15 protein-coding genes are annotated in these 21072 nt (G+C 68.2%); 9 read left to right on the top strand and 6 right to left on the bottom strand.

What is annotated here, in order from left to right:
- Positions 1-34: 34 nt before the first annotated feature.
- From ACFXI3_RS21535 to ACFXI3_RS21515, 5 genes are all read right to left on the bottom strand, one after another.
- On the bottom strand, positions 35-712 hold the full coding sequence (locus ACFXI3_RS21535; protein ID WP_378401586.1) for a VWA domain-containing protein: 678 nt from the start codon (positions 710-712) through the stop codon (positions 35-37).
- A gap of 254 nt (positions 713-966) precedes the next feature.
- A complete protein-coding gene (locus ACFXI3_RS21530) occupies positions 967-1905 on the bottom strand; it encodes an AAA family ATPase (protein ID WP_378401572.1) in 939 nt (312 codons plus the stop codon).
- Complete coding sequence (locus ACFXI3_RS21525) at positions 1902-3023, bottom strand: NDMA-dependent alcohol dehydrogenase (protein ID WP_037810481.1); 1122 nt, start codon at positions 3021-3023, stop codon at positions 1902-1904. The genes ACFXI3_RS21530 and ACFXI3_RS21525 overlap by 4 nt, the downstream gene beginning before the upstream one ends.
- Positions 3024-3051: 28 nt before the next feature.
- Positions 3052-4551, bottom strand: coding sequence for an aldehyde dehydrogenase family protein (locus ACFXI3_RS21520; protein ID WP_378401570.1), 1500 nt, complete (start codon positions 4549-4551; stop codon positions 3052-3054).
- 63 nt (positions 4552-4614) lie between these two features.
- Complete coding sequence (locus ACFXI3_RS21515) at positions 4615-6261, bottom strand: helix-turn-helix domain-containing protein (RefSeq protein WP_344272270.1); 1647 nt, start codon at positions 6259-6261, stop codon at positions 4615-4617.
- A 128-nt stretch (positions 6262-6389) separates the two neighbouring features.
- Between ACFXI3_RS21515 and ACFXI3_RS21510 the strand changes: the two genes are divergently transcribed.
- Positions 6390-6983 carry a YdcF family protein gene (locus tag ACFXI3_RS21510; protein WP_378401569.1) on the top strand — a complete coding sequence of 198 codons (594 nt, stop codon included), beginning with the start codon at positions 6390-6392 and terminating at the stop codon, positions 6981-6983.
- Positions 6984-7400: 417 nt separating this feature from the next.
- Here ACFXI3_RS21510 and ACFXI3_RS21505 read toward each other — a convergent pair whose 3' ends face one another.
- Positions 7401-8444 carry a TetR/AcrR family transcriptional regulator C-terminal ligand-binding domain-containing protein gene (locus ACFXI3_RS21505; RefSeq protein WP_378401567.1) on the bottom strand — a complete coding sequence of 348 codons (1044 nt, stop codon included), beginning with the start codon at positions 8442-8444 and terminating at the stop codon, positions 7401-7403.
- Between the two features lie 85 nt (positions 8445-8529).
- Between ACFXI3_RS21505 and ACFXI3_RS21500 the strand changes: the two genes are divergently transcribed.
- The 8 genes from ACFXI3_RS21500 to ACFXI3_RS21465 all read left to right on the top strand — a co-directional run bounded on the left by ACFXI3_RS21500 (position 8530) and on the right by ACFXI3_RS21465 (position 20800).
- Positions 8530-9981, top strand: a complete 1452-nt coding sequence (locus ACFXI3_RS21500; RefSeq protein ID WP_378401565.1) for an FAD-dependent oxidoreductase — start codon at positions 8530-8532, stop codon at positions 9979-9981.
- A gap of 9 nt (positions 9982-9990) precedes the next feature.
- Positions 9991-10419, top strand: a complete 429-nt coding sequence (locus tag ACFXI3_RS21495) for a MarR family transcriptional regulator (RefSeq protein ID WP_344272256.1) — start codon at positions 9991-9993, stop codon at positions 10417-10419.
- A 111-nt stretch (positions 10420-10530) separates the two neighbouring features.
- Positions 10531-13590, top strand: a complete 3060-nt coding sequence (locus ACFXI3_RS21490) for an NACHT domain-containing protein (protein ID WP_378401584.1) — start codon at positions 10531-10533, stop codon at positions 13588-13590.
- Between the two features lie 382 nt (positions 13591-13972).
- Entirely contained in the window at positions 13973-15595 is a 1623-nt protein-coding gene (abc-f, locus tag ACFXI3_RS21485) for a ribosomal protection-like ABC-F family protein (protein ID WP_378401563.1), read from the top strand.
- Complete coding sequence (locus ACFXI3_RS21480) at positions 15592-17208, top strand: ABC-F family ATP-binding cassette domain-containing protein (protein ID WP_378401561.1); 1617 nt, start codon at positions 15592-15594, stop codon at positions 17206-17208. The genes abc-f and ACFXI3_RS21480 overlap by 4 nt, the downstream gene beginning before the upstream one ends.
- A gap of 75 nt (positions 17209-17283) precedes the next feature.
- Positions 17284-18411: a serine hydrolase domain-containing protein gene (locus tag ACFXI3_RS21475; RefSeq protein ID WP_378401559.1), complete on the top strand. Its 1128-nt coding sequence runs from the start codon at positions 17284-17286 to the stop codon at positions 18409-18411.
- Positions 18412-18474: 63 nt separating this feature from the next.
- Positions 18475-19641 (top strand): SPFH domain-containing protein, encoded by a 1167-nt coding sequence (locus ACFXI3_RS21470; protein ID WP_344272244.1) that lies wholly within the window; start codon positions 18475-18477, stop codon positions 19639-19641.
- 25 nt (positions 19642-19666) lie between these two features.
- Positions 19667-20800: a hypothetical protein gene (locus tag ACFXI3_RS21465; protein WP_378401557.1), complete on the top strand. Its 1134-nt coding sequence runs from the start codon at positions 19667-19669 to the stop codon at positions 20798-20800.
- Positions 20801-21072: the final 272 nt, after the last annotated feature.

The raw sequence follows: 21072 nt of genomic DNA, 5'->3' as shown, positions 1-21072 counted from the left end.
ACCCTGAGGGAATCAGAGTCCCTCAGGGTTCCCCTCACGGACGGTCTAGCAGCGTGGCTAGTGCGGCGGGGGCGGCTGCGGCACCGCTGAGCGGATGCCAGCGGGCGCCTGATTCTCGGGCGAAGCGTTCGGCTTCCTCGCAGTCTTCGGCTGGGGCCAGGATCAATAGTTCTTCGCAGGCGCGGGCGGCGAGCAACGGGTCCTCGTCATCTGTTGCTCGGCAATCCGAGAGCAAGAGAATCGTTTTTCTGGCTGCTCGTGAGGAAGTTAGTTGTTCATTCGCTTTCCGCAAAGCCGCCGCCAGGGCTGTTACTCCGTGGCCTCGCAGCGACAGGACCGAATCCACTACCGACGCTTTCGAGCGGGAAGAGCGTAGCGGGCGGATTACTTCTGCGGTTCGGGCGAAGGAAACCACTGCATGTTCCGCTGGTGCTCGCCAGGAACATGCCGCCGCGGTGAGGGCAGCGGCGGCCAGGCGGGCTCCGGTCATGGAGCCGCTGGTGTCGATTACCAAGCACAGGGCCAATTCGGGGCGTGCCCACCGGCGGGCTATCAGGTCGTCCAGGGCTGGGACTCCGCCTACTGCGGCCGCGTCTACCAATGCGGGCAGAGAGCGGTCCAGGTCTAGTTCGCCGCCTCGGTCGGCTCGGTCTCGGCGTAGTTTTCCTACTCCTCGGGCTCGGGCGACGCCGCGGCGTGCGACGTCGATCATCAGGCGGCTGGCTAGGCCTCTGGCGGCTGCGCGCAAGGACTCGTCGGTGGCTTTGCTCATCTCGACCAGCAAGGCCATTGCCTCGTCCGCGTCCTCACGGAACGCCGCGCTGAAGGCTTCTTCGTCCAGTACGCCGACTTCGGGCGAGATTTCTGCGAAGCGGCCGTTGCGGGAGAGTTCGGAGCGCGGGGTGGTGCTGCTCCGCGCGGAGCCTGGCCGGGGTGACCGCTGCTGTTGGCCCGCCGGTGGCGGGCTCAGGCTTCCCCCGGCGGGTCACCAGCCTCTGAATCCGGCGGAGGGGTTTCTGTGCCGAAGACTGCGACGTATAACTCGTCGATGACCGATTCCGCGGTGCGGCCGCTGGATTCGTGCAAGGCGATCCGGCCGGACAGGGCGGCCAGTGCGGCGTCGTGGCCGATTCGCCAGTCCGTGGCGGACGCGCTGCGGATTCGGGCCAGGGAAACTGCCAGGCGTACGACGTCGATGGCGCCGCGTACGGAGGAGCCGACTCGGACATCGCGGTGGTCGCGGGTGCGGCGGACCAGATCTACTACCTGGTCTCGCCATTCTGCGGGAACCGGCGGGCTGCGGCGGGCGACGATGTCGGCTTCCTCGTCTTCGCTTTGGTAGCCCATGACGATTCGGCAGACGCGATCGTAAATCGCCGACGAGATTCGGGCGGTGCCGACTGCGTCGAAGGGGTTCATCGCGGCTACCAAACGGAAACCGTCCGCTGCGCGCACTCGGCCCAGGCGCGGCACGTGGAGTTCGGCTTCCGACATTACCGTGATCAGGACGTTGAGGGTCTCCTCCGGGATTCGGTTGACTTCCTCGACGTACAGCAGGCCGCCGGTGCGCAGGGCTTCGATCAGCGGACCGTCCACAAAGGTCTCTGGTACGTAGCCTTCGGCGAGTACTCGCGAAGGGTCGAATTGTCCGACGAGGCGGGCAGGGGTCAGTTCGGCGTTGCCTTCGACGAAAACGAACGGTGAGCCGCCTGCTTCCGCGACTGCGCGCAGGAGTGTGGTTTTTCCGGTGCCTGGCGGGCCTTCCAGCACGACGTGTGCGCCGCAGTCGAGACCGGCCAGCAGCAGTTCGATTTCGCGGCGGCGGCCGACGACGTCCGCGGTCAACAGGGGAACCGCGGACTGCGGACCGGAAACCGGCCCGCAGTCCGCCGACAAAGCCGTCACGGTGCGTCGTGGACCAGCACGCCGCGCACGTTCCGGCCCTCCAGCAAGTCGTCGTAACCCTGGTTGACCTCTTCCAGGGTGTACGTCCGGGTGATGATCTCGTCCAGCTTCAGGTCTCCGCTCTGGTACAGCCCGAGGATCTTCGGGATGTCCACGGTCGGGTTGCAGTCGCCGAACAGGCTGCCCTTCACGGTCTTCTTGAACAGCGTCAGGATCGAGCCGGGGAGGTTGACGTTGTTGACCGACAGTTTGTTCAGCCCGGTCAGCACGATCGTGCCGCCCTTGCCGGTGGCGTTGAACGCGCCGGTCACGATCTCCTCGGTGACGATGCCCGCGGTCACGATCGTCTTGTCCGCGCCGTTGCCGTTGGTGAACGACTGCGCCAGCTCGGCCGCTTCCTCCGGCGTCGCGACCGCGTGCGTCGCGCCGAGTTCCATGGCCTTTTCGCGCTTGTTCTCCAGCGGGTCCAGCGCGATCACGTTCTTCGCGCCGGCGTAGCGCGCGCCCTGCACCGCGTTGATGCCGATGCCGCCGACGCCGGACACGATCACCGTCTCGCCCGGGCGTACGTTGGCCGCGTTGACCGCCGAACCCCATCCGGTCGGGACGCCGCAGCCGACCAGCACCGCCTTGTCGAGCGGCAGGTCGTCGTCGACCTTCACGACCGAGTTCTGGTGGATGGTCGAGTACTGGCTGAACGTGCCGAGCATGCACATCGCGCCGTACTGCTTGACCGGGCCGGGGCCGCTGAACGGGAACCGCTCGCCGGGCAGGTAGCCCTCGAGGATCGTGGCGCCCATGTCGCAGATCGCCTGCTGCCCGGTGGAACACCAGCGGCACACGCCGCAGTTCGGAATGAACGAGCACACCACGTGATCGCCCGGTTTGACCCGGGTGACGCCGGGGCCGACGTCCTCGATGATGCCCGCGCCCTCGTGCCCGAGCACCATCGGCAGCCGGGCCTCCAGGTCGCCGTGCGCGATGTGCACATCCGAGTGGCACAGGCCGGCGTGCGTGTACCGGATCAGCACCTCGCCCTCGCCGGGGCCTTCGAGGTCGAGTTCGACCACCTCGATCGGCTTGCCCACCTCGTAGACGACTGCGGCTTTCGTCTTCATCGGGAACTCCTTTGTTCGAGCGGGCGGATCACAGCGCGATGTTCACGGACTTGGTCTGGGTGTAGAGGTCGAGCGCGGCCGCGCCCAGCTCCCGGCCCCAGCCGGACTGCTTGTAGCCGCCGAACGGCATCGCCGTGTCGAAGCCGTTGTACTGGTTGACCCACACCGAGCCTGCCTTCAGTTCCTTCGCAGTACGGTGCGCCTTCGCGACGTCGCGTGTCCAGACCCCGGCAGCCAGTCCGTACTCGCTGTTGTTGGCCGCGGCGGCCACGCCCTGTTCGGCGTTGAACGGCATGGCCGCCACGACCGGGCCGAAGATTTCTTCCCGGACGATGCTGAATTCCGGTTTCACGTCAACGAAAACGGTCGGCTCGATGAAGTATCCGGTGTCGCCCCAGCGTTTTCCGCCGGTGAGCGCGCGGGCGCCGTCGGCGAGGCCTTCGCCGAGATAGCGCGAAACGCGGTCGAACTGCTCCTGGGAAACCATCGGGCCCAGCTGGGTTTCCGGGTCGAGGCCCGGCCCGATTTTCACCTGGCTCGCCGCCTGCGCGACCGCCTGGGTGAACTCCTCGAAGATCGTGTCCTCGACGTATAACCGCGTTCCGGCGACGCAGCACTGGCCGTGGTTGAACATCCACGCGTTGACCGAGCCGGGCACCGCGAGGTCGAGATCGGCGTCGGCGAACACCACGTTCGGGCTCTTTCCGCCCAGCTCCAGCGAAACCTTCTTCAGATTTCCGCTCGCCGCCTGGACGATCTTCTTGCCCACCTCGGTCGAACCGGTGAACGCGACCTTGTCCACGCCTTCGTGCGCGGCCAGCGCGGCCCCGGCGTCGCCGAAGCCGGTGACGATGTTGACCACGCCGGGCGGGAATCCGGCTTCCTCGAACAGCTTGCCCAGCAGCAGCGCGGTCAGCGGCGTCTGTTCGGCGGGCTTGAGCACCACGGTGTTGCCCGCGGCGAGCGCCGGCGCGATCTTCCACGCGGCCATCAGCAGCGGGAAGTTCCACGGGATGATCTGCCCGCACACGCCGACCGGCTCGCGCAGCGTGTAGGCGTGGAACTGCGCGTCCGGCGCGAACGGCATCGACACATTCACCGTGCTGCCTTCGATCTTGGTCGCCCAGCCCGCGTAGTAGCGGAAGACGTCGGCGGCCCAGTTCGTGTCCACCGCCGTCGCGATGGCCGCGGACTTGCCGTTGTCGAGCGCTTCCAGCTGGCCGAAGATCTCCGCCCGCTCGGACAGCAGATCGCCGATGCGCCAGATCAGCCGTTCGCGTTCGTTGGGCTTCATCGCGGCCCACGGACCCGCGTCGAACGCCTTGCGCGCGGCGGCGACGGCGCGGTTGACGTCCTCGGCCTCGCCGTGCGCGACCTCGGCGATCTTCTCCCCGGTGGCCGGGTCGTAGGTCGGGAACGTGCGGCCCGACGCGGCCGGGACCCAGCGCCCGCCGATCAAGAGCTCCAGCGGGCCGGACACGAACTCCCGGACCTGGGTGTGCAGGGGGAATTCCACCGTTGCGGTCACCTGGCGCCTCCTCACTTCGTTGTGATGGAGGTCATCGTCACCCGGCGGACCGGGGGCGAAGTGTTACAGAAGTGGACAGTCGTCGGTCACGCCCAGCGCCTGCATCCGGCGATAGAGCGTGGTGCGGCTGATGCCGAGTTCGCGGGCCGCGCGCAGCTTGTTGCCTTCGCTGGCGCGCAACGCCGTGACGATCGCGTTCCGTTCGGCGAGTTCGCGCCCGCCGAGCTGCCTCGTGCGGGAACTGCCGCGGCACGCGGGCGGCAGCTGAGCGAGGTCGATCACCCCCGTGTACGGAAGGCGGGACACTTCGCGCATCACCGCGCGCAGCTCGTGCAGGTTGCCCGGCCACGGATGTGTGCGCAGCGCGGCCAGCGCGGTGCCGGTGAAGTGCGGTTTCCGGTCCGGATATTCGTCGCGGAGCATCGTCACGGCGATCGCGGGCAGGTCGTCGAGGCGCTCGCGCAGCGGGACGAGAGCGACGGTTTCCGCGCACCTCGCCGCGATCGCCGCGACGGCTGGGGACATCGCGTCTGACGGGACGGAAGTGAGCAGCAACCGGGCCGATTCGGGGTTGTCGAGCGCTTCGCCGACCAACGGGAGCAGGCTCTCCGGAAGCAGGTGCACGTCGTCCAGGACAACGGCGGTGTGCGGCTGCGCGACGAGGTCAGTGAATCTTGCTGCCCAGGCTCGGGGTTCCTCGCGGAGCGCGGCGGCGGCGTGCAGGACGACCGGATCGTCCACACCGGCTCGCGCGCGGGCCGCGGTGGTGCGGCCGGTGCCCGGTTCGCCTGTGACGAGGACCGAGCGTGCTGGTTTTGTCGCGGCAGGGGCCGGTTTTCGGCTGCTGCTCGGTGCCTTCGCGATCCGGAAGACGGCACCGTCCGTCGAACCTTCGACGCGTTCGGCTACGACCGAAAGACTGATTCCGTCACCCACATCGAGGCGAGTGTCGAACACTCCGCGTTCCGGGACTTGCGGCAACAGCGTGCGCAGCAGTGTCGGATCAGCGGGACGAAGCTGTTCGATGCAGGTCTCGTTGGCGAACACCAAATCCCCGCCGAGCACCGCGACCGGGACGCTGCGGTGGTGCGTGGCCTGCTGGAACGCCAGGAAGAGTCGCCTTTCGCAGGCGCGGGCGCTTTCCAGCACGAGCTGTTCGATGTCGCCGACGACGCGTTTCACCAGCGGCCCGAAAAGCGGGTTGCCGCTGTCGCTCTCGCCGGTGATGTCGAGGACGCCTTCGATGCGCCCGGTGAGCGGATGGCGGATCGGATGGCCGTAGCAGCTGAACCGCTTCAACGCGTCGGCGTAGTGCTCCTGGCCGTGGATTTCCACCGCCTGGCGCGATTCGTGCGGCGTGCCGAGCGCGTTCGTACCGACGCGGCCCTCGCTGAGCTGCGAACCGTGCAGCACGCCGAGGTCCTCCAGCTGGCGCTGCAGGCCGCGGTCGCCGAACCAGCGGAAGACGAGCCGGCAGTCGCGGTCGGCGAGCAGGATGGAGAACCGGGTGCCGGTGAGCTGCTCGACGAGCTGGTCCAGCACCGGGCGGGCGGCGGTCATCAGCCGACTGCGCGGATCGACCTCGGCGATCGAAATCGCGGCCCGGTCCAGCTCCGGCTCCACGCCGAACAGCCGGGACCGGCGCCACGAATCGGCGATCGGCGGCCGCAGGACGGCGGAGCCCTGCGACGGTATCCCTCCGAGCGACACTGCTCCTCCCGACTACCGGACGGCGACGTAGCGGTTCGTGTGACAGTACCTTCGCGGATCGACAAGTTCCAGACGTGCGTCTTTCCCGGGCCGGTCTGTCCTTTGTGGACACTGGTACGATCGGGTGGGTGCTGCGGCGTTTTCTGATGCTCCTCGTCCTGGTGTCCGGCTGGGCCGAATGGGAACACTGGCGATCCTCGCGTCGCGGAATGGGCGACCGTCCCGGGACGGCGGGCACCGGCGAGGCGGTCGTCGTGCTGGGATACCGAAACGGCGGGTCGCGGGCCAATTTCGTGAACCGCTGGCGAGTCCGGGCGGCAGTACGTTCCCAGGCACCAGGCCTGTCGCGGCTGGTGCTGTGCGGCGGCGCTGTCGGCGGCGCGGAGGCGGAGGCCGTGCTGATGGCGCGGTATGCGCGGGCGTACGGCTACCGCGGCGAACTGGTGCTGGAGGCGGAGAGCCGGTCGACGTGGGAGAACGTGCTCGGCGCGGTGCCGCTGATCGAGGACGCGGACCGGATCAAGATCGTCTCGAATTCCTTGCACGCGGAGAAAGCGCGACACTACCTGCGGAAGCAGCGGCCGGACCTGGCGGAGCGGCTGGTACCCGCGGCGGATTACCGGTTCGGGGAACTGCTGGCGGTGAAGCCGGTGCTGGCGGTGCTGGGGAAACAGCGGTTGCTGCGGCTGCGGCGGCGAGGCGCGGCCATCCCGCCACGGTGAGCCGCGGCAGCGGCGGTGAGCCGCGGCAGCGGCGGTGAGCCGCGGCAGCGGCGGTGAGCCGCGGCAGCGGCGAACTGCGGCTGCAGCGATGAGCCGCGACTGCACCGGTGAACTGCGGCTGCAGCGATGAGCCGCGACTGCACCGGTGAACTGCGGCTGCAGCGATGAGCCGCGACTGCACCGGTGAACTGCGGCTGCGGCGGTGAACTGCGGCCATCCCGCCACGGTGAGCCGCGGCTGCAGCGGCGAACTGCGGCAGTGGTGGTGAGCCGCGGCCATCCCGCCGCAGCGCGCCCGAACCCAGCGCTAGCCGGGCCCCTCGCCGCGGCTGCCTCTCCACAGCTCGGCACCCTGCCGCGGACGACGGGCGCTCCGGTCTCGTGAGCGGCAATGCCGGTTAGAACCCGGGATCGCCACTCACGAGCCCGCAGCGACTCCCGGCAGATGTGCGTTGATCTTGGCCACCAACGCTTCCAGCCCGGCCCGCTCGTCCGGTTCGAGCGACGCGAAGACCATCTCGTCCGCCTCGGCCAGCACCGCATCCAGCCCCGCGACCAGGCCGAGCCCGGCCGGAGTGGCGAAGACCCGCTTGCGCCCGCCCTCCGTACGGCGCTCGACCAGACCGCGGCGCTCGAGCCCCTTCAGCAGCAGGGAGACATTCGCGGGCGTCGTGTAACTCATCTCCGCGACGTCTCGTTGGATGACGCCAGGCTGCCGCTCCAGGTAACCGAGCACCATGGCCTGTTCGAAGGTGAGGTCGCGCGTACGGCTCCATTCCTCGATCCGCTTGCGCTGCACCCAGCGAATCGACCGGAAAAGGTCGCCCGGCAGCGTCTCCGGCTGCCTTTTCCGGCTAGAAGTTAAGTCTTTAACTTTTGGCTGGACGAGCGGAAGGAAGACCTCGTCGACGATCGACCGGATCCGCGCGGGCCGGGGCGGCGCGAGATCCAGCAGCAAGTCGTGGCGCACCAGCTGGAACGGCAGTTCGAGCACCGCGGCGGAGAGGTGCGCCAGGTCGATCTCGCCCCGGTCGTGCGCACGCTGGTAGATCGCCCCTTGCGGGAGCAGCCGGTCGCCGATGATCTGGTCGCGGACTTCGCCCGGGGTGGTGCCGGCGCCGAAAGACAGCCCTGAGAAAGCCGCGGCGGCCGCGATGGCGAGGAATCCGGCCAGCGCTTCGCTGGTCGCGGTCAGGTACGCGAGCAGATCGCCGCGCAAGCTTCCGGTGTCCGGGGCGGCGATCGGGTTGACGTCGCGGTGCCGCCGCATCGCGGCCAGCACGAGCTCGTCCTTGTTGGCCCACCGCCGATAGAGCACGGCCTCGCTCGTGCGGGCGCGCACGGCCACCGATTCCATGGTCAGCCGCGCGTATCCGGCTTCGACCAGTTCGTCCCATCCGGCGGCCAGCAACGCGGATTCCAGCTCCTCGCCGCGGCGGCGGCGGACGGTTTCGGCGACCACCTGACCCACAGTAGAAAGGTTTGTCTTTCTTAGCAAGTTTCCCTACTCTGGCGGACAGGAGTTCTTCGGAGCCAGGGGGTAGAAATTGTCCACGCCAGAATTTCCAGTCCTGATCGTCGGAGCGGGCCCGACCGGGCTCACGCTGGCCTGCGAACTCGCCCGGCGCGGCGTCGCGTTCCGGCTGATCGAAGCGTCGCCTGGCCTTCGCCCGGGCTCGCGCGGCAAGGGTCTGCAGCCGCGCAGCCTCGAGGTGTTCGACGACCTCGGCGTCGTCGACCGCATTCTCGCCAACGGCAAGGCAGCGATGCCGATCCGCCTGACGAGCCCGGACGGCCAGACGAGCGGCGGCCCGACCTACGAGCAGCGGCCCGATGTTCCTTACCCCGCAACGGTTATCACGCCGCAATGGCGGGTCGAAGAAACCCTCGGCCTGCGGCTGGCCGAACTCGGCGGCACAGTCGAATTCGGCACCGCACTCGAAAGTTTTGACCAATCCGCCGACGCCGTGACGGCAGTGCTGCGCACCGGCGACGAGACCGAAACTGTCCGCGCGGAGTGGTTGATCGGCTGCGACGGCGGCCGCGGCGTCGTCCGCAAACAAGCCGGGATCGCGTTCGAAGGCGAGACCGACGAGCGGATCCGGATGATCGTCGCCGACCTGGCCGTCGACGGCCTCGACCGCGACGCCTGGCACATGTGGCGCTGCGACGAGGGTTTCGTCAGCCTCTGCCCGCTGCCGTCCACCGAGCTGTTCCAGTATCAAGCGCCCATCCTCGGCGAATCCGACCTCGACCTCGCCACCCTGCAAACGATCTTCGACCGGCGAAGCGGCCGCACCGACCTCCGCCTGCACAAACCGGAATGGACGTCCGTCTGGCGCTCCAACACCCGCTTGGCCGACCGATACCGCGAGGGTCGCGTCTTCCTCGCCGGCGACGCCGCGCACGTGCACTCCCCCGCCGGCGGCCAGGGCATGAACACCGGCATCCAAGACGCGCACAACCTGGGCTGGAAACTCGCCGCCGGGGTACCGGCGCTGCTGGACACCTACGAGTCCGAACGCCGCCCGATCGCCATCGGCGTTCTTCAGCTGTCGACCGCGCGGCTGGCCGAAGCCGCCAAACAGAAGAGCATCCCCATCCGCAGCGACCGGGACACGACCCAGCTCAACGTCAACTACCGCGGTTCCGCCCTGGCCCGCGACGATCGTGCCGAGTCCGCCCAGCTCCGCGCAGGCGATCGCGCCCCCGACGCCCCCGGCCTCACCACCACGACCGGCAAATGCCGCCTGTTCGACCTCACCCGCGGCGGCCAATTCACCCTGCTGAACTTCGGCCCGCGCTTCGAGTCCGCCGTCCGCACCTTCCATGTCGTTCCCGAAGCCGCCGCCGAGGACGAGATCGTCGATTCCGCCGGCCACCTGGCCCGCGCGTACTCCCCGACCGGCCGCACCCTCGTCCTGCTCCGCCCCGACGGCTACGTCGGCCTGATCTCGGACGCGGGCGACTTCGCCGCTGTCACGGAGTACCTGCTCTAGCCTCTTCCCATGTCCGCCCCCGACGAACTGGCCGCGACGCTGTACGGCGCGGTCAGCCTGATCGCCCGCAGGCTGCGCCAGAGCCAGGTCACGGCCGAACTGTCCCTGCCGGAACGCTCCGCACTGGCCCGCCTGAACCGCGACGGCCCCGCCACCACCGCCGCACTGGCCCGCGCCGAGCAAATCACCCCGCAAGCCATGAGCGCGACCATCAGCGGCCTGTCCACGCGAGGCTTCGTAACCCGGGCCCCAGACCCCGCCGACGGACGCCAGATGATCGTCTCGCTGACCCCCGAGGGCGTTGAGGTACTGCGCGCCCGCCGCGATGCCCGGATGCGCCAGTTCGCGGCTTCGCTCAGCACGAGCTTTTCGCCGCAGGAGCTGGCGGTGCTGAAGGAAGCGGCCCCGTTGCTGGAACGGTTGGGCCAGACGTTCTGAACCGCTCCACTGCGCGCCCTTGACTCGCTACGGTGATGCGTCATGAGCGGGCTGGAAGCAGGTGCGGTCAGGATCGGCGGGAAAATCGCGACACACGCGGCGAGGTCGTAGCTGCAGCGATGGAAGGACCGCAAGACCCGCGGCCTGAGCCTGGTCGAACTCGCCGCTGGCGCCGGACCGCTCGGACAGGCGAACCTGGAGCGGCTGCTGCAGACCATCGGCACCCAGGTAGCGACTGAGCTGGAACCGGTGCTGCGGAATGAATACGCCGCTTTGCCGGAGGCCGAGGCCGCTGCGGTGTTCGCCGCTGTCGAAGATGCGCTGGCCGAGGTCGATCTCTCCGACGACGCCCTTCTGGCTGCTGACGCGGACGAGGAGCAGCTGGCTCGGCAGGTGCGCGGTCAGTGCCCGGCCAACGAGTTCCTCTCGGCGGCGGGGGCGGCGTTGTATGACGTGGCGCTGGACCAGTCGTGCCGCCAGTTGGTGCTGATCGTGCGACATCTGCCGTCGTTCCAGCCGACTGCGTTGGTCGAGGTGCTGAAACGACTGAATCAGCAGTCCAACCAACTGGAGGAACTGCTGGCCCGGCTGCCGAAGACGAGCTTGACCGAGGCGGGGACGGACCATGTCCAGTTCCGGAATGAGTACCTCCGGGTGCTGGCGGACAAGCTGGACCATCTGGAGTTGCTCGGGCTGACGATGGAGGACCAGCCGACGCTGCCGTTGACGGTCGCGTATCTCAGCTTGAGCGTGACCGGCGAAACCCAGCACCGGCGACAAGCCCGGAAACGGGACTGGTTCGACCAGCAACCCGGCGGCACCGTCCGCGCGGAGAACGCGATCCACCGCTCAGGCCGCACTCTCGTCCGCGGCGAGGCAGGCTCGGGAAAGACGACCCTGCTGGACTGGCTGGCCGTCACCGCCGCCCGCAGCGCGTTCGCCGGACGGCTGGCCGAGTGGAACGGTTTCGTCCCGTTCCCGATCCGCCTGCGCAGCCTGCCCGACGGGCCGCTGCCGACGTCGGACGACTTCGTCGCACTCGCCGTGCCGACGCTGCGCGATCGTGTCCCGCCAAGCTGGGCTGACGAGATGTTGCGCAGCGGCAAGGCGATCGTCCTCGTCGATGGCGTGGACGAGGTGGAGCCAGCTCAGCGCAGGAAGGTTAAGACCTGGCTACGTGAACTCGGCTCGAGCTACCCGGCCGCCCGGATCGTGGTCACTTCCCGCACCGCAGCCGCCGACCCGCACTGGCTCGACTCGGAACGCTTCGATTCGGTCGTCCTTGAGGCGATGACCGCTCCCGACATCCACGCACTGGTGGAACGCTGGCACCAGGCCGCCGCGCATGTGCGTCCGAAGGCAGACCTCGCCGGTGCTCAGCGCAGGCTGTTGAGTCAACTCGACAACCGGCCGCATCTGCGTGCGCTCGCGGCGAATCCGTTGTTGTGCGCGATGCTCTGCGCGTTGAATCTGGCGCATCGGTCAGAGTTGCCCCGGGACCGGATGACTTTGTACCGCAACGCTTTGTCCATGCTCGTCCACATGCGCGATGCCGAGCGCGACATCCGGGTTTTGCTTACGGAGCAGCAGAAGCACATCCTGCTAGGGCATCTGGCATGGAGGCTAACGGCGGGGAACAAAGTCGAGCTGCCGGTCGCCGAGGTCGAGGAACACATCGCGTACCGGCTGAAATCGCTGCCGCACGTCGAGCACCGCGCGGACGAGGTCGTGAAGCATCTGGTGGAGCGCAGCGGCGTGCTGCGGGCCCCGACCGTCGGCCGTATCGACTTCGTGCACCGGACTTTCCAGGAATACCTAGCCGCCAGTGAAGCTACCGAGGCCGGATACATCGACGCACTGATCGCCCATGCTCACCTCGATACATGGCGCGAGACTGTCGTGATGGCCTGCGGACACGCGAAGCACCACCAGGCGACGAAGCTGCTCAGAGAGATCATGAACCGGGCTGACAGCGAGCCCAGGCGCGCTCGTCGGCTGCGGATTCTGGCTGCGGCGTGCCTGGAAACGGTCGGGGATGTGGATCCGGACGTGATCGAGCGGGTCCGGCTGGCAATCCGGGAACATCTGGTTCCGCCGCGGAGCATCGTGGAAGCCGAATCGCTGGCCTCAGTCGGAAGCCAGCTATTGCGCTACCTGCCAGAAACCCTGGACGGGCTGAGCGATGCTGTCGCCTACGCGACGACCGCGGCGGCTACGATGTGCGCCGGGAACGATGTGCTGCCGCTCCTGCGGAATTACGCACAGGACGAACGGCTGATGGTGCAGCTCAAGCTCGCAGAAGCCTGGGAATACTTCGATCCAGCTCGCTACGGCGAGGAAGTGCTCGCCGATTCCCCGCTCCTCCACGGGCACATCTGGTTGAGCAACAGCCGATTATTGCCGCACGCACCGAGGCTGAAGAACCTCGAAGGATGGTCGCTCAGCTTGTTCGACTTCGATCTGGCCGATATCCCAAAAGCACCAGCATTGAACCGATTGGCCCTGAGCTTCTCTGACCGGAGAACAATCAGCCTGAAGCCCCTAGCTGAACACGGTCTGTTGGAATCCTTGCGGCTCTACGACGCCTGCGGCTACACCGACCTGAACGTCCTGAAGCGGCTTCCCCGGCTGCAAGACCTCGCTCTATTCCGCTTTACGGCATGGCGGAGTATCCGAGCGTTCGGAGGGCTCTCGCACCTCACCAGACTGGCACTCGACAACTTGTACGCCATCGACAGCTTCGACGTCTTGGCGAGGATGGAGAATCTCACTGTGCTGACCCTCCACAACTGCCGAGTCAGTGCGATCGCAGCCACCCCGCCTCTTGCTTCGGTGCGAACGTTGGAGTACCACGGGGAGTCAGTCTCCGACTTAAGCACCTTCGCTGGCACATTTCCCGGGCTCACCTGCCTGAGCCTGCTCGGAGAGTGCACGCCTGATCTGGTTCCCTTGCACGCCTTGCCGCTGCGGAAACTCGAGATGTGGACGGCAGGAGGCCTACATGCGGTCGCCACGCACCCCACGTTGAGTGAGCTGACGGTCCGCGCCAGCAGAGGACCGATAGATCTGACCCCCTTGAGGGGATGCAAGCTGAAACTGCGAACAAGCAAGGAATCCGAGTTGATCGGAGTCGACCAGCTCGGCCCCGGCGTGAAGCTGGAGTACATCTGACTCCCGTCCACTGTGGAACCCGGATGCGCTTCGTCCGCTTCCTGGTATCCTGGCCGACGGACAGCAGACTCGATCAAGAGGATTTCTATCGTGGCAGGTGAAGACGACATCTCCGGGTGAGCCCGGGGCACGGGCCATCACGGCACCGGCCCCTCGCTGATCCCTGCGCGGCACAAGACCGCGCGTGGAGATTCCCCGTGCAGGTCAGGCGATCTACGTCACAAGACCCACGGGCTGCGAGGAATCCGATCACCGGCGAACGCGCCGATCGGATGAAGCCCAGGCACCAGCCGGGCGGCAGGTCGCGAACGGCCCTTCCCAGTCGTCCACACCACCACCAGCAGGACAAACACGCCCTGCCGATCCACCGCGAGGCCGCACCATGTCCGATCTTCGTATCGTCCTGTCCGGGATCTCCTTCTCCTGGCCCGACGACACTCTCGTCTTCGACCAGCTCTCCGCCACCTTCCCGGCGGGCCGCACCGGGCTCGTCGCGCCCAACGGGGCCGGGAAGTCCACTCTGCTGAAGCTCGTCGCCGGGCAGCTCAAGCCCGCGGCGGGCAGTGTCACCGTCGACGGGGTGCTCGGGTATCTCCCCCAGGACCTGCCGCTCACCGCGGACCGCACGGTCGCCGAGGTGCTCGGCATCGACGCGATCCTCAAGGCCATCACGGCCGTCGAGGAGGGCGACGCGGCCGAGGAGCACTTCACCGCCATCGGCGCGGACTGGGACATCGAGGACCGCACCCGCGCTCAGCTCGACCGGCTCGGGTTGGGCGACCTCACGCTCGACCGGCTGCTCGGCACGCTCAGCGGCGGCCAGGTCGTCTCCCTCGGGCTCGCCGCCCAGCTGTTGCGCGACCCGGACGTCCTGCTGCTCGACGAGCCCACCAACAACCTCGACCACACCGCGCGCCAGCAGCTTTACGACGTGCTTTCCGACTGGTCCGGCTGCTTGCTCGTGGTCAGCCACGACCGCGCGCTGCTCGACCGGATGGACCGGATCGCGGAGCTCGGCGCGGACGAAATCCGGTTCTACGGCGGCAATTTCACCGAATACGAGCAGACCGTGCAGGCCGAACGCGAGGTCGCGGAAAAGAATATCCGCAACGCCGAACAAGAGGTCAAACGCGAGAAGCGCGAAATGCAGCAAGCCAGGGAACGCGCGGACAAACGGGCGAGCAACGCGAAGCGCAATCTGTCCAGCGCTGGTCTGCCGAAGATCTTCGCGGGGACGATGAAGCGCAACGCGCAGGAGTCCGCGGCGAAGGCGGACGGCACGCACGCGGCGCGGGTCAGCGCGGCGAAGGCCAAGCTGGACCAGGCGGAACGGTCGTTGCGAGAGGATCAGAAGATCAGCCTGGAGCTGCCCAAAACGGCGGTACCGGCCGGGCGGACCTTGTTCGACGGCAAGCATCTTCGGGTGCGCGGGCTGTTCGCGGGCGAGGGTGCGGATCTGTCGATCCGGGGTCCCGAACGCATCGCGCTCACCGGGCCGAACGGCGTGGGCAAGTCGACGTTGCTGCGGCTGATGCACGGCACGCTGACGCCGGACGCGGGCGAGATCAGCCGGGCGGACGGGCGGATCGCGTATTTGTCGCAGCGGCTCGATTTGCTGGATCCGGAACGCACGGTCGCGGAGAATCTCGCCGACGCGGCACCGGAAATGCTGCCCGCGGACCGGATGAATCTGCTGGCGCGCTTCCTGTTCCGCGGCGCGCGGGCGCACTTGCCGGTCGGGGTGCTGTCCGGCGGCGAACGGTTGCGCGCGACGCTCGCGTGCGTTCTCTTCGCCGAGCCTGCCCCGCAACTGCTGCTGCTCGACGAGCCGACGAACAACCTCGACCTGGTCAGCGCCGGCCAGCTGGAAAGCGCGCTCAACGCGTACCAGGGCGGGTTCGTGGTGGTCAGCCACGACGAGCGGTTCCTGGCCGAGATCGGCGTCGACCGCTGGCTGCGGCTGGAAAACGGGCAGCTGCGGGAAACGGCCGGGATCACGGAATGACCGCCCTGCGCGCGCACGAGATCGTGCGGGTGCTCGGGGAACGGCGCGTGCTCGACGGAGTGTCGGTCACCGCCGCCCCCGGCCGTCGGATCGGGGTGATCGGCGAGAACGGCACCGGGAAATCGACGCTGCTGCGGGTGCTCGCGGGGGTGGACCAGCCGGATCGGGGCGAGGTCGAAAGGCCGCCGGATCTTGGCTTCCTGCACCAGGAAATGCCGTTCGATCCAGCCGAGACGGTCGCCGACGTCCTCGATCAAGCCCTCGCCGCGGCCCGCGAAGTGCTGGCCGAGCTTGACCGGGTCGCGGCGCTGCTCGCCGAAGCGCCGGAAGATGCCGCGCTGCTGACCGAGTACGCCGAATTGCTCGACCAGGCCCAGCAACACGAGGCGTGGGACGCGGACCGGCGCGCGGAGATCGTGCTCACCGGGCTGGGGCTCGAAGGGATCGACCGAGAGCGCACGCTCGGCTCCCTTTCCGGCGGCCAGCGCGGACGACTCGCCCTGACCGGGCTGCTGGTGCGCCGTCCGGCCGCGGTCCTGCTCGACGAACCGACCAACCACCTCGACGCCGAAGCCGCCGCGTTTCTCGAGGCCCAACTGCGCGAATTGCCCGGCACGGTCGTGTTCGCGAGCCACGACCGGGCGTTTCTCGACGCGGCGTGCACCGACATCCTCGACCTCGACCCGGCCCCGGACGGCCCGGTGCGCCACGGCGGCACCTACACCGAATACCTCGGCTGGAAACGGGCCGAACGCGAGCGTTGGGAACGGCAGTACGTCGAGGAGCAGGAAGAACTTGAAGAACTGCGCGACGCGCTCGGCGTCACCGCGCATCGGGTCGCGCCGGGCCGCCTCGCGCCGGACAACGAGAAAATGGGTCTCGGCCGCCGGTCCGGCCGCGTGCAGAACCAGATCTCCCGGCGAACCCGGGCCACCACGCGACGGCTGGACGAGCGGGAACGCGCCCAGCTTCCCGCACCACCGCCGCCGCTCCGGTTCCGTCCGCACGCGCTGGCGGCCGAGAATCCGCGAGAAACCCTTGCGACGCTGGATAATGTGCACCTGCCAGACCGGCTGTCCGTAGAGCGGCTGGAGATCCAGGCCGACACCCGGCTGCTGGTCACAGGCCCGAATGGGGCGGGAAAGTCAACGCTGCTACTGCTCCTCTCAGGAGATCTCACCGCGGAAGGCGTAACCCGGCAGCCCGACCTCAGCACCGGATTCCTCAGTCAGGACACCACTTTCGCCCGTCCGCAACGCACCGCCCGCGCCACCTACCTCGCCGCACTGGGTCCGGAACGCGTCGCCGCCGTCCCGCTGAACTCATTGGGGCTGCTGGCAAATCGCGAAGCTTCCCGTCCGGTCGGCGAGTTGTCCGTCGGGCAGCGCCGCCGTCTCGCGCTCGCGCTCCTCATCGCCGACCCGCCGCACCTGCTGCTGCTCGACGAACCGACCAACCACCTCTCCCCCACGCTGTGCGACGAACTGGAGGACGCCCTCGGCACCAGCCCGGGCGCGATCGTCGCCGCCACCCACGACCGGCGGCTGCGCGAAAACTGGAGCGGGCAAGTCCTCCATATCGGACCCGACCACCGCGCTAGGCCGTTAGAGTGATCCGCGCCGGGCGGATGTCCAGTGGAAGGCCCGGGCGACGACCACTCCGCGGAACATCCGCCGCGAAGGGAACGAATGATGCACGAAACCTTGCGCCGCCACGTCGACTCCGGATTCATCCCGGGCGCGGTAGCCCTCGTCGCCCGCGGCGACGACGTCCAGGTGACCGCGCTGGGATCTCTCGACGTCGAGGGCACCGCACCGATGACCCGCGACTCCATCTTCCGGATCGCCTCCATCACCAAGCCGATCATCGCGGCAGCGGTACTGATGCTGGTCGAGGACGGCCGGTTCGACCTCGACACCCCCGTCGCGGAATGGCTGCCCGAACTGGCCGATCCGCTGGTCGTGCGGACGCCGCAAAGCCCGGTCGACGACGTCGTGCCCGCCGAGAGGCCGATCACCGTCCGCGACCTGCTGACCTCCCGCGCCGGCTACGGCTTCCCGTCGGACTTCTCCCTGCCGCAGGTCCAGGAGCTGTTCACGGTGCAGACCGACGGCCGCGAGGTCCGGCTGCGCCCGGAGCCCGACGAGTGGCTCGCCCGGCTGGCGCGCATCCCGCTGCTGCATCAGCCCGGCGAGGCCTGGCTGTACGACACCTGCTCTGACCTGCAAGGCATCCTGATCGCCCGCGCGTCCGGCCAGTCGCTGCCGGACTTCCTCGCCGAGCGGGTGTTCGAGCCGCTCGGCATGGCCGACACCGCGTTCGAAGTCCCCGAGGCCAAACGACACCGGTTTGCCAGCTACTACCGCGAAGGCGAGAACGGCCTGGAGCTGGCCGACGCCCCGGACGGCCAGTGGCGCGAGGTGCCGCCGTTCCCCGCCGGATCCGGCGGGCTCGCGGGCACCGTCGACGATTGGCACCGCTTTGCCCGAATGCTCCTTTCCGGCGGGGGAGGATTGCTGTCGAAGGAATCCGTCGCGCAGATGACCGCCAACCACCTCACCGCGGAGCAGATCGCGGCCAACCCGGTCTTCCTCGAAGGCCAGGGCTGGGGGTTCGGCGGAGCGGTCGACGTCGAGCCGACGCAGCCGTGGCAGTTCCCGGGACGCTACGGCTGGGTCGGCGGCACCGGCACCAGCGCGTACCTGACGCCTTCGACCGGTTCGGTGGCGATTCTTCTCACCCAGCGCGCAGTGGACGGACCCGGTGGCATACCGCACATGCAGGACTTTTGGCGCGAGGCGGTCGCGCCGCGGTGATCCGCCGCGGGTCGCGCACTGTACTGTGGCCCGCGGGCACGAGGCAACGACGAGGGGTCAGACGTGGGCATCTTCGACAAGATCCGCGGCGAGTTCATCGACATCATCGAGTGGACCGACGACAGCCGGGACACCATCGTGTGGCGCTTCCCGCGCTACGACAACGAGATCAAGATGGGCGCCAAGCTCACCGTCCGCGAATCGCAGGCCGCGGTGTTCGTGAACGAGGGCCAGGTCGCCGACGCCTACCCGCCGGGCATGTACACGCTGCAGACGCAGAACATGCCGATCATGTCCACCCTCAAGGGCTGGAAGTACGGCTTCAACTCGCCGTTCAAGGCCGAGGTGTACTTCGTCAACACCCGGCAGTTCACCGACCTCAAATGGGGCACGCAGAACCCGGTCATCCTGCGCGACCCCGAGTTCGGCATGGTCCGGCTGCGCGCGTTCGGCGGGTACGCGATCCGGGTCGTCGAGCCGGTCGCGCTGCTGAAGGAACTGGCCGGCACCGACCCGCAGTTCCGCACCGAAGAGGTGTCGGACTACCTGCGCAGCATGGTGATCAGCAAGCTCGGGCCCGCGATCGCGGCCGCCCAGGTGCCGATGCTCGACCTGGTCACCCAGCAGGACCAGATCGCGGGCAAGATCGCGGTCGCGCTGAACCTCGAACTGCGCGAGGTCGGCATCGAGATCTCGAAGTTCATGATCGAGAACATCTCGGTGCCGCCCGAGGTCGAGGCCGCGATGGACAAGCGGACCCAGATGGGCGTGGTCGGCGACCTCGACCAGTACACGAAGTTCCAGTCCGCGAACGCGATCGAGGCGGCGGCGAACAACCAGGGCGGCGCGGGCGAGGGCCTGGGCATCGGGCTCGGCATGGCGCTCGGCCAGCGCGCGGCCGGACCGCAGCAGCAGCCCGCCCCGCAGCAGTACCAGCAGCAGGCTCCCCAGCAATACCAGCAGGCCCCGCAGCAGCCGCAGTACCAGCAGCAGGCTCCGCCGCAGATGCCGCCGCCGCTGCCGCAGAGCGAGCAGTGGTTCATCGGCGCGAACGGCCAGCAGCTCGGCCCGTTCGACCGCGCGGGCCTCGGCCAGCAGATCTCGGCGGGCACGCTCGCCAAGGACACCCTGGTGTGGAAGGCGGGCATGGCCCAGTGGACCGCGGCCGCGCAGGTGCCGGAGGTGTCTGCGCTGTTCGGCGCGACCCCGCCGCCGCTGCCGCCGTCCTGAGCCGCATCAACCTTCTGGGGGACCCATGACTGAACCGCGCTTCCCGCAGGAAGGCGTGGCCAACACGACCTATCCGTGCGGAGGCTGCGGCGCGCGGCTGGAGTTCGCGCCGGGCACGACGGCCATGCAGTGCCCGTACTGCGGATTCCGGCAGGAGATCGCCGCCGGCGAGCGGGAGATCCGCGAGATCCCGTTCGCCGAATTGGCGAACCTGGCGCGCAAGCCGGTGGGGTCGATCGGCAAGTACGTCTTCGTGTGCCAGCGGTGCGCGGCCAGGACGGAAACGAACGAGACCGCCAGCATGTGCCAGTTCTGCGGCGCGCCGCTGGTCATCGAGCCAGGAGCGTCCGGCCAGCTGGTCCCGGAGGGTGTGCTGCCGTTCGCGTTCGACCGTCCCGCGGTCAGCACGCACCTGAAGAAGTGGACGTCTTCGCGCTGGTTCGCACCGACCGCGTTGAAGAAGGTCACCACCGCCGAGTCCACGAAGAGCACCTACATCCCGCATTGGACGTACGACTCGCAGACCGTGTCGGTCTACACCGGCGCGCGCGGCGAGTACTACTACGTCACCGAGAGCTACTACGAGAACGGCGAGCGCAAGACGCGCCAAGTGCGCCATACCCGCTGGTACCCGGCGCGCGGGCAGGTCGCGCGGAACTTCGACGACGTCCTGGTCCCGGCGAGCACCCAGCTGCCGCTGCCGGAGCTGGACAAGCTCGCGCCGTGGCCGCTGCTCGACTCCGCGCCGTACCAGCCGCAGTTCCTCTCCGGGCACTTCGCGCTGCGGTACGACGTGGAACCGGAGAACGGCTTCGAAGAGGCGAAAAACCGGATGGCCCCGATCATCGCCGACGACTGCAAATACGACATCGGCGGCGACACCCAGCAGCTGAATTCGGTCGACACGCGGCACAACAACGTGACCTTCAAGCTGATGCTGCTCCCGGTGTGGGTCGCGACCTATGTGTACGCCGGGAAGAACTGGCAGATCCTCGTCAACGGCCGCACCGGCGAGATCCACGGCCAGCGTCCGTGGAGCAAGGTCAAGATCGCCATCGCGGTGGTCATCGCGCTGATCGTGATCGCGGCGATCGTCTACCTCGTCGCGACGAAGGGCCACAGCACCGGCACGACGCACCATTCCGTTACGCACCACTGAGTTTTCGAAGGAAGTGATGTGCCGTGCTGATGGGCATGGTTCTCGGCGACCGCTTCTCCCGCGTTTCGCGGGAGCACGCGGGTACGCCGCTGTCTTGACCGGCGGGAATCCTCGCCTGCTCTCCGCGAAGCGTCGACGGCTTACTGGCCCTTCGACCCTTCCCGGGAGCATTCATGTCCACCGTCCAGTGGACCGAAAACGGAACAATCCACACTGCCCGCTGGCATTCCGGAAACGGAACTCCGCCGCCGGGCCGCATTGTCGTCGTCGAT

Origin of the sequence: Amycolatopsis sp. NPDC059235 (assembly GCF_042754125.1) — a bacterium.
Taxonomy (GTDB): domain Bacteria; phylum Actinomycetota; class Actinomycetes; order Mycobacteriales; family Pseudonocardiaceae; genus Amycolatopsis; species Amycolatopsis albidoflava.
This window is presented reverse-complemented; position numbering and strand designations above follow the sequence as displayed.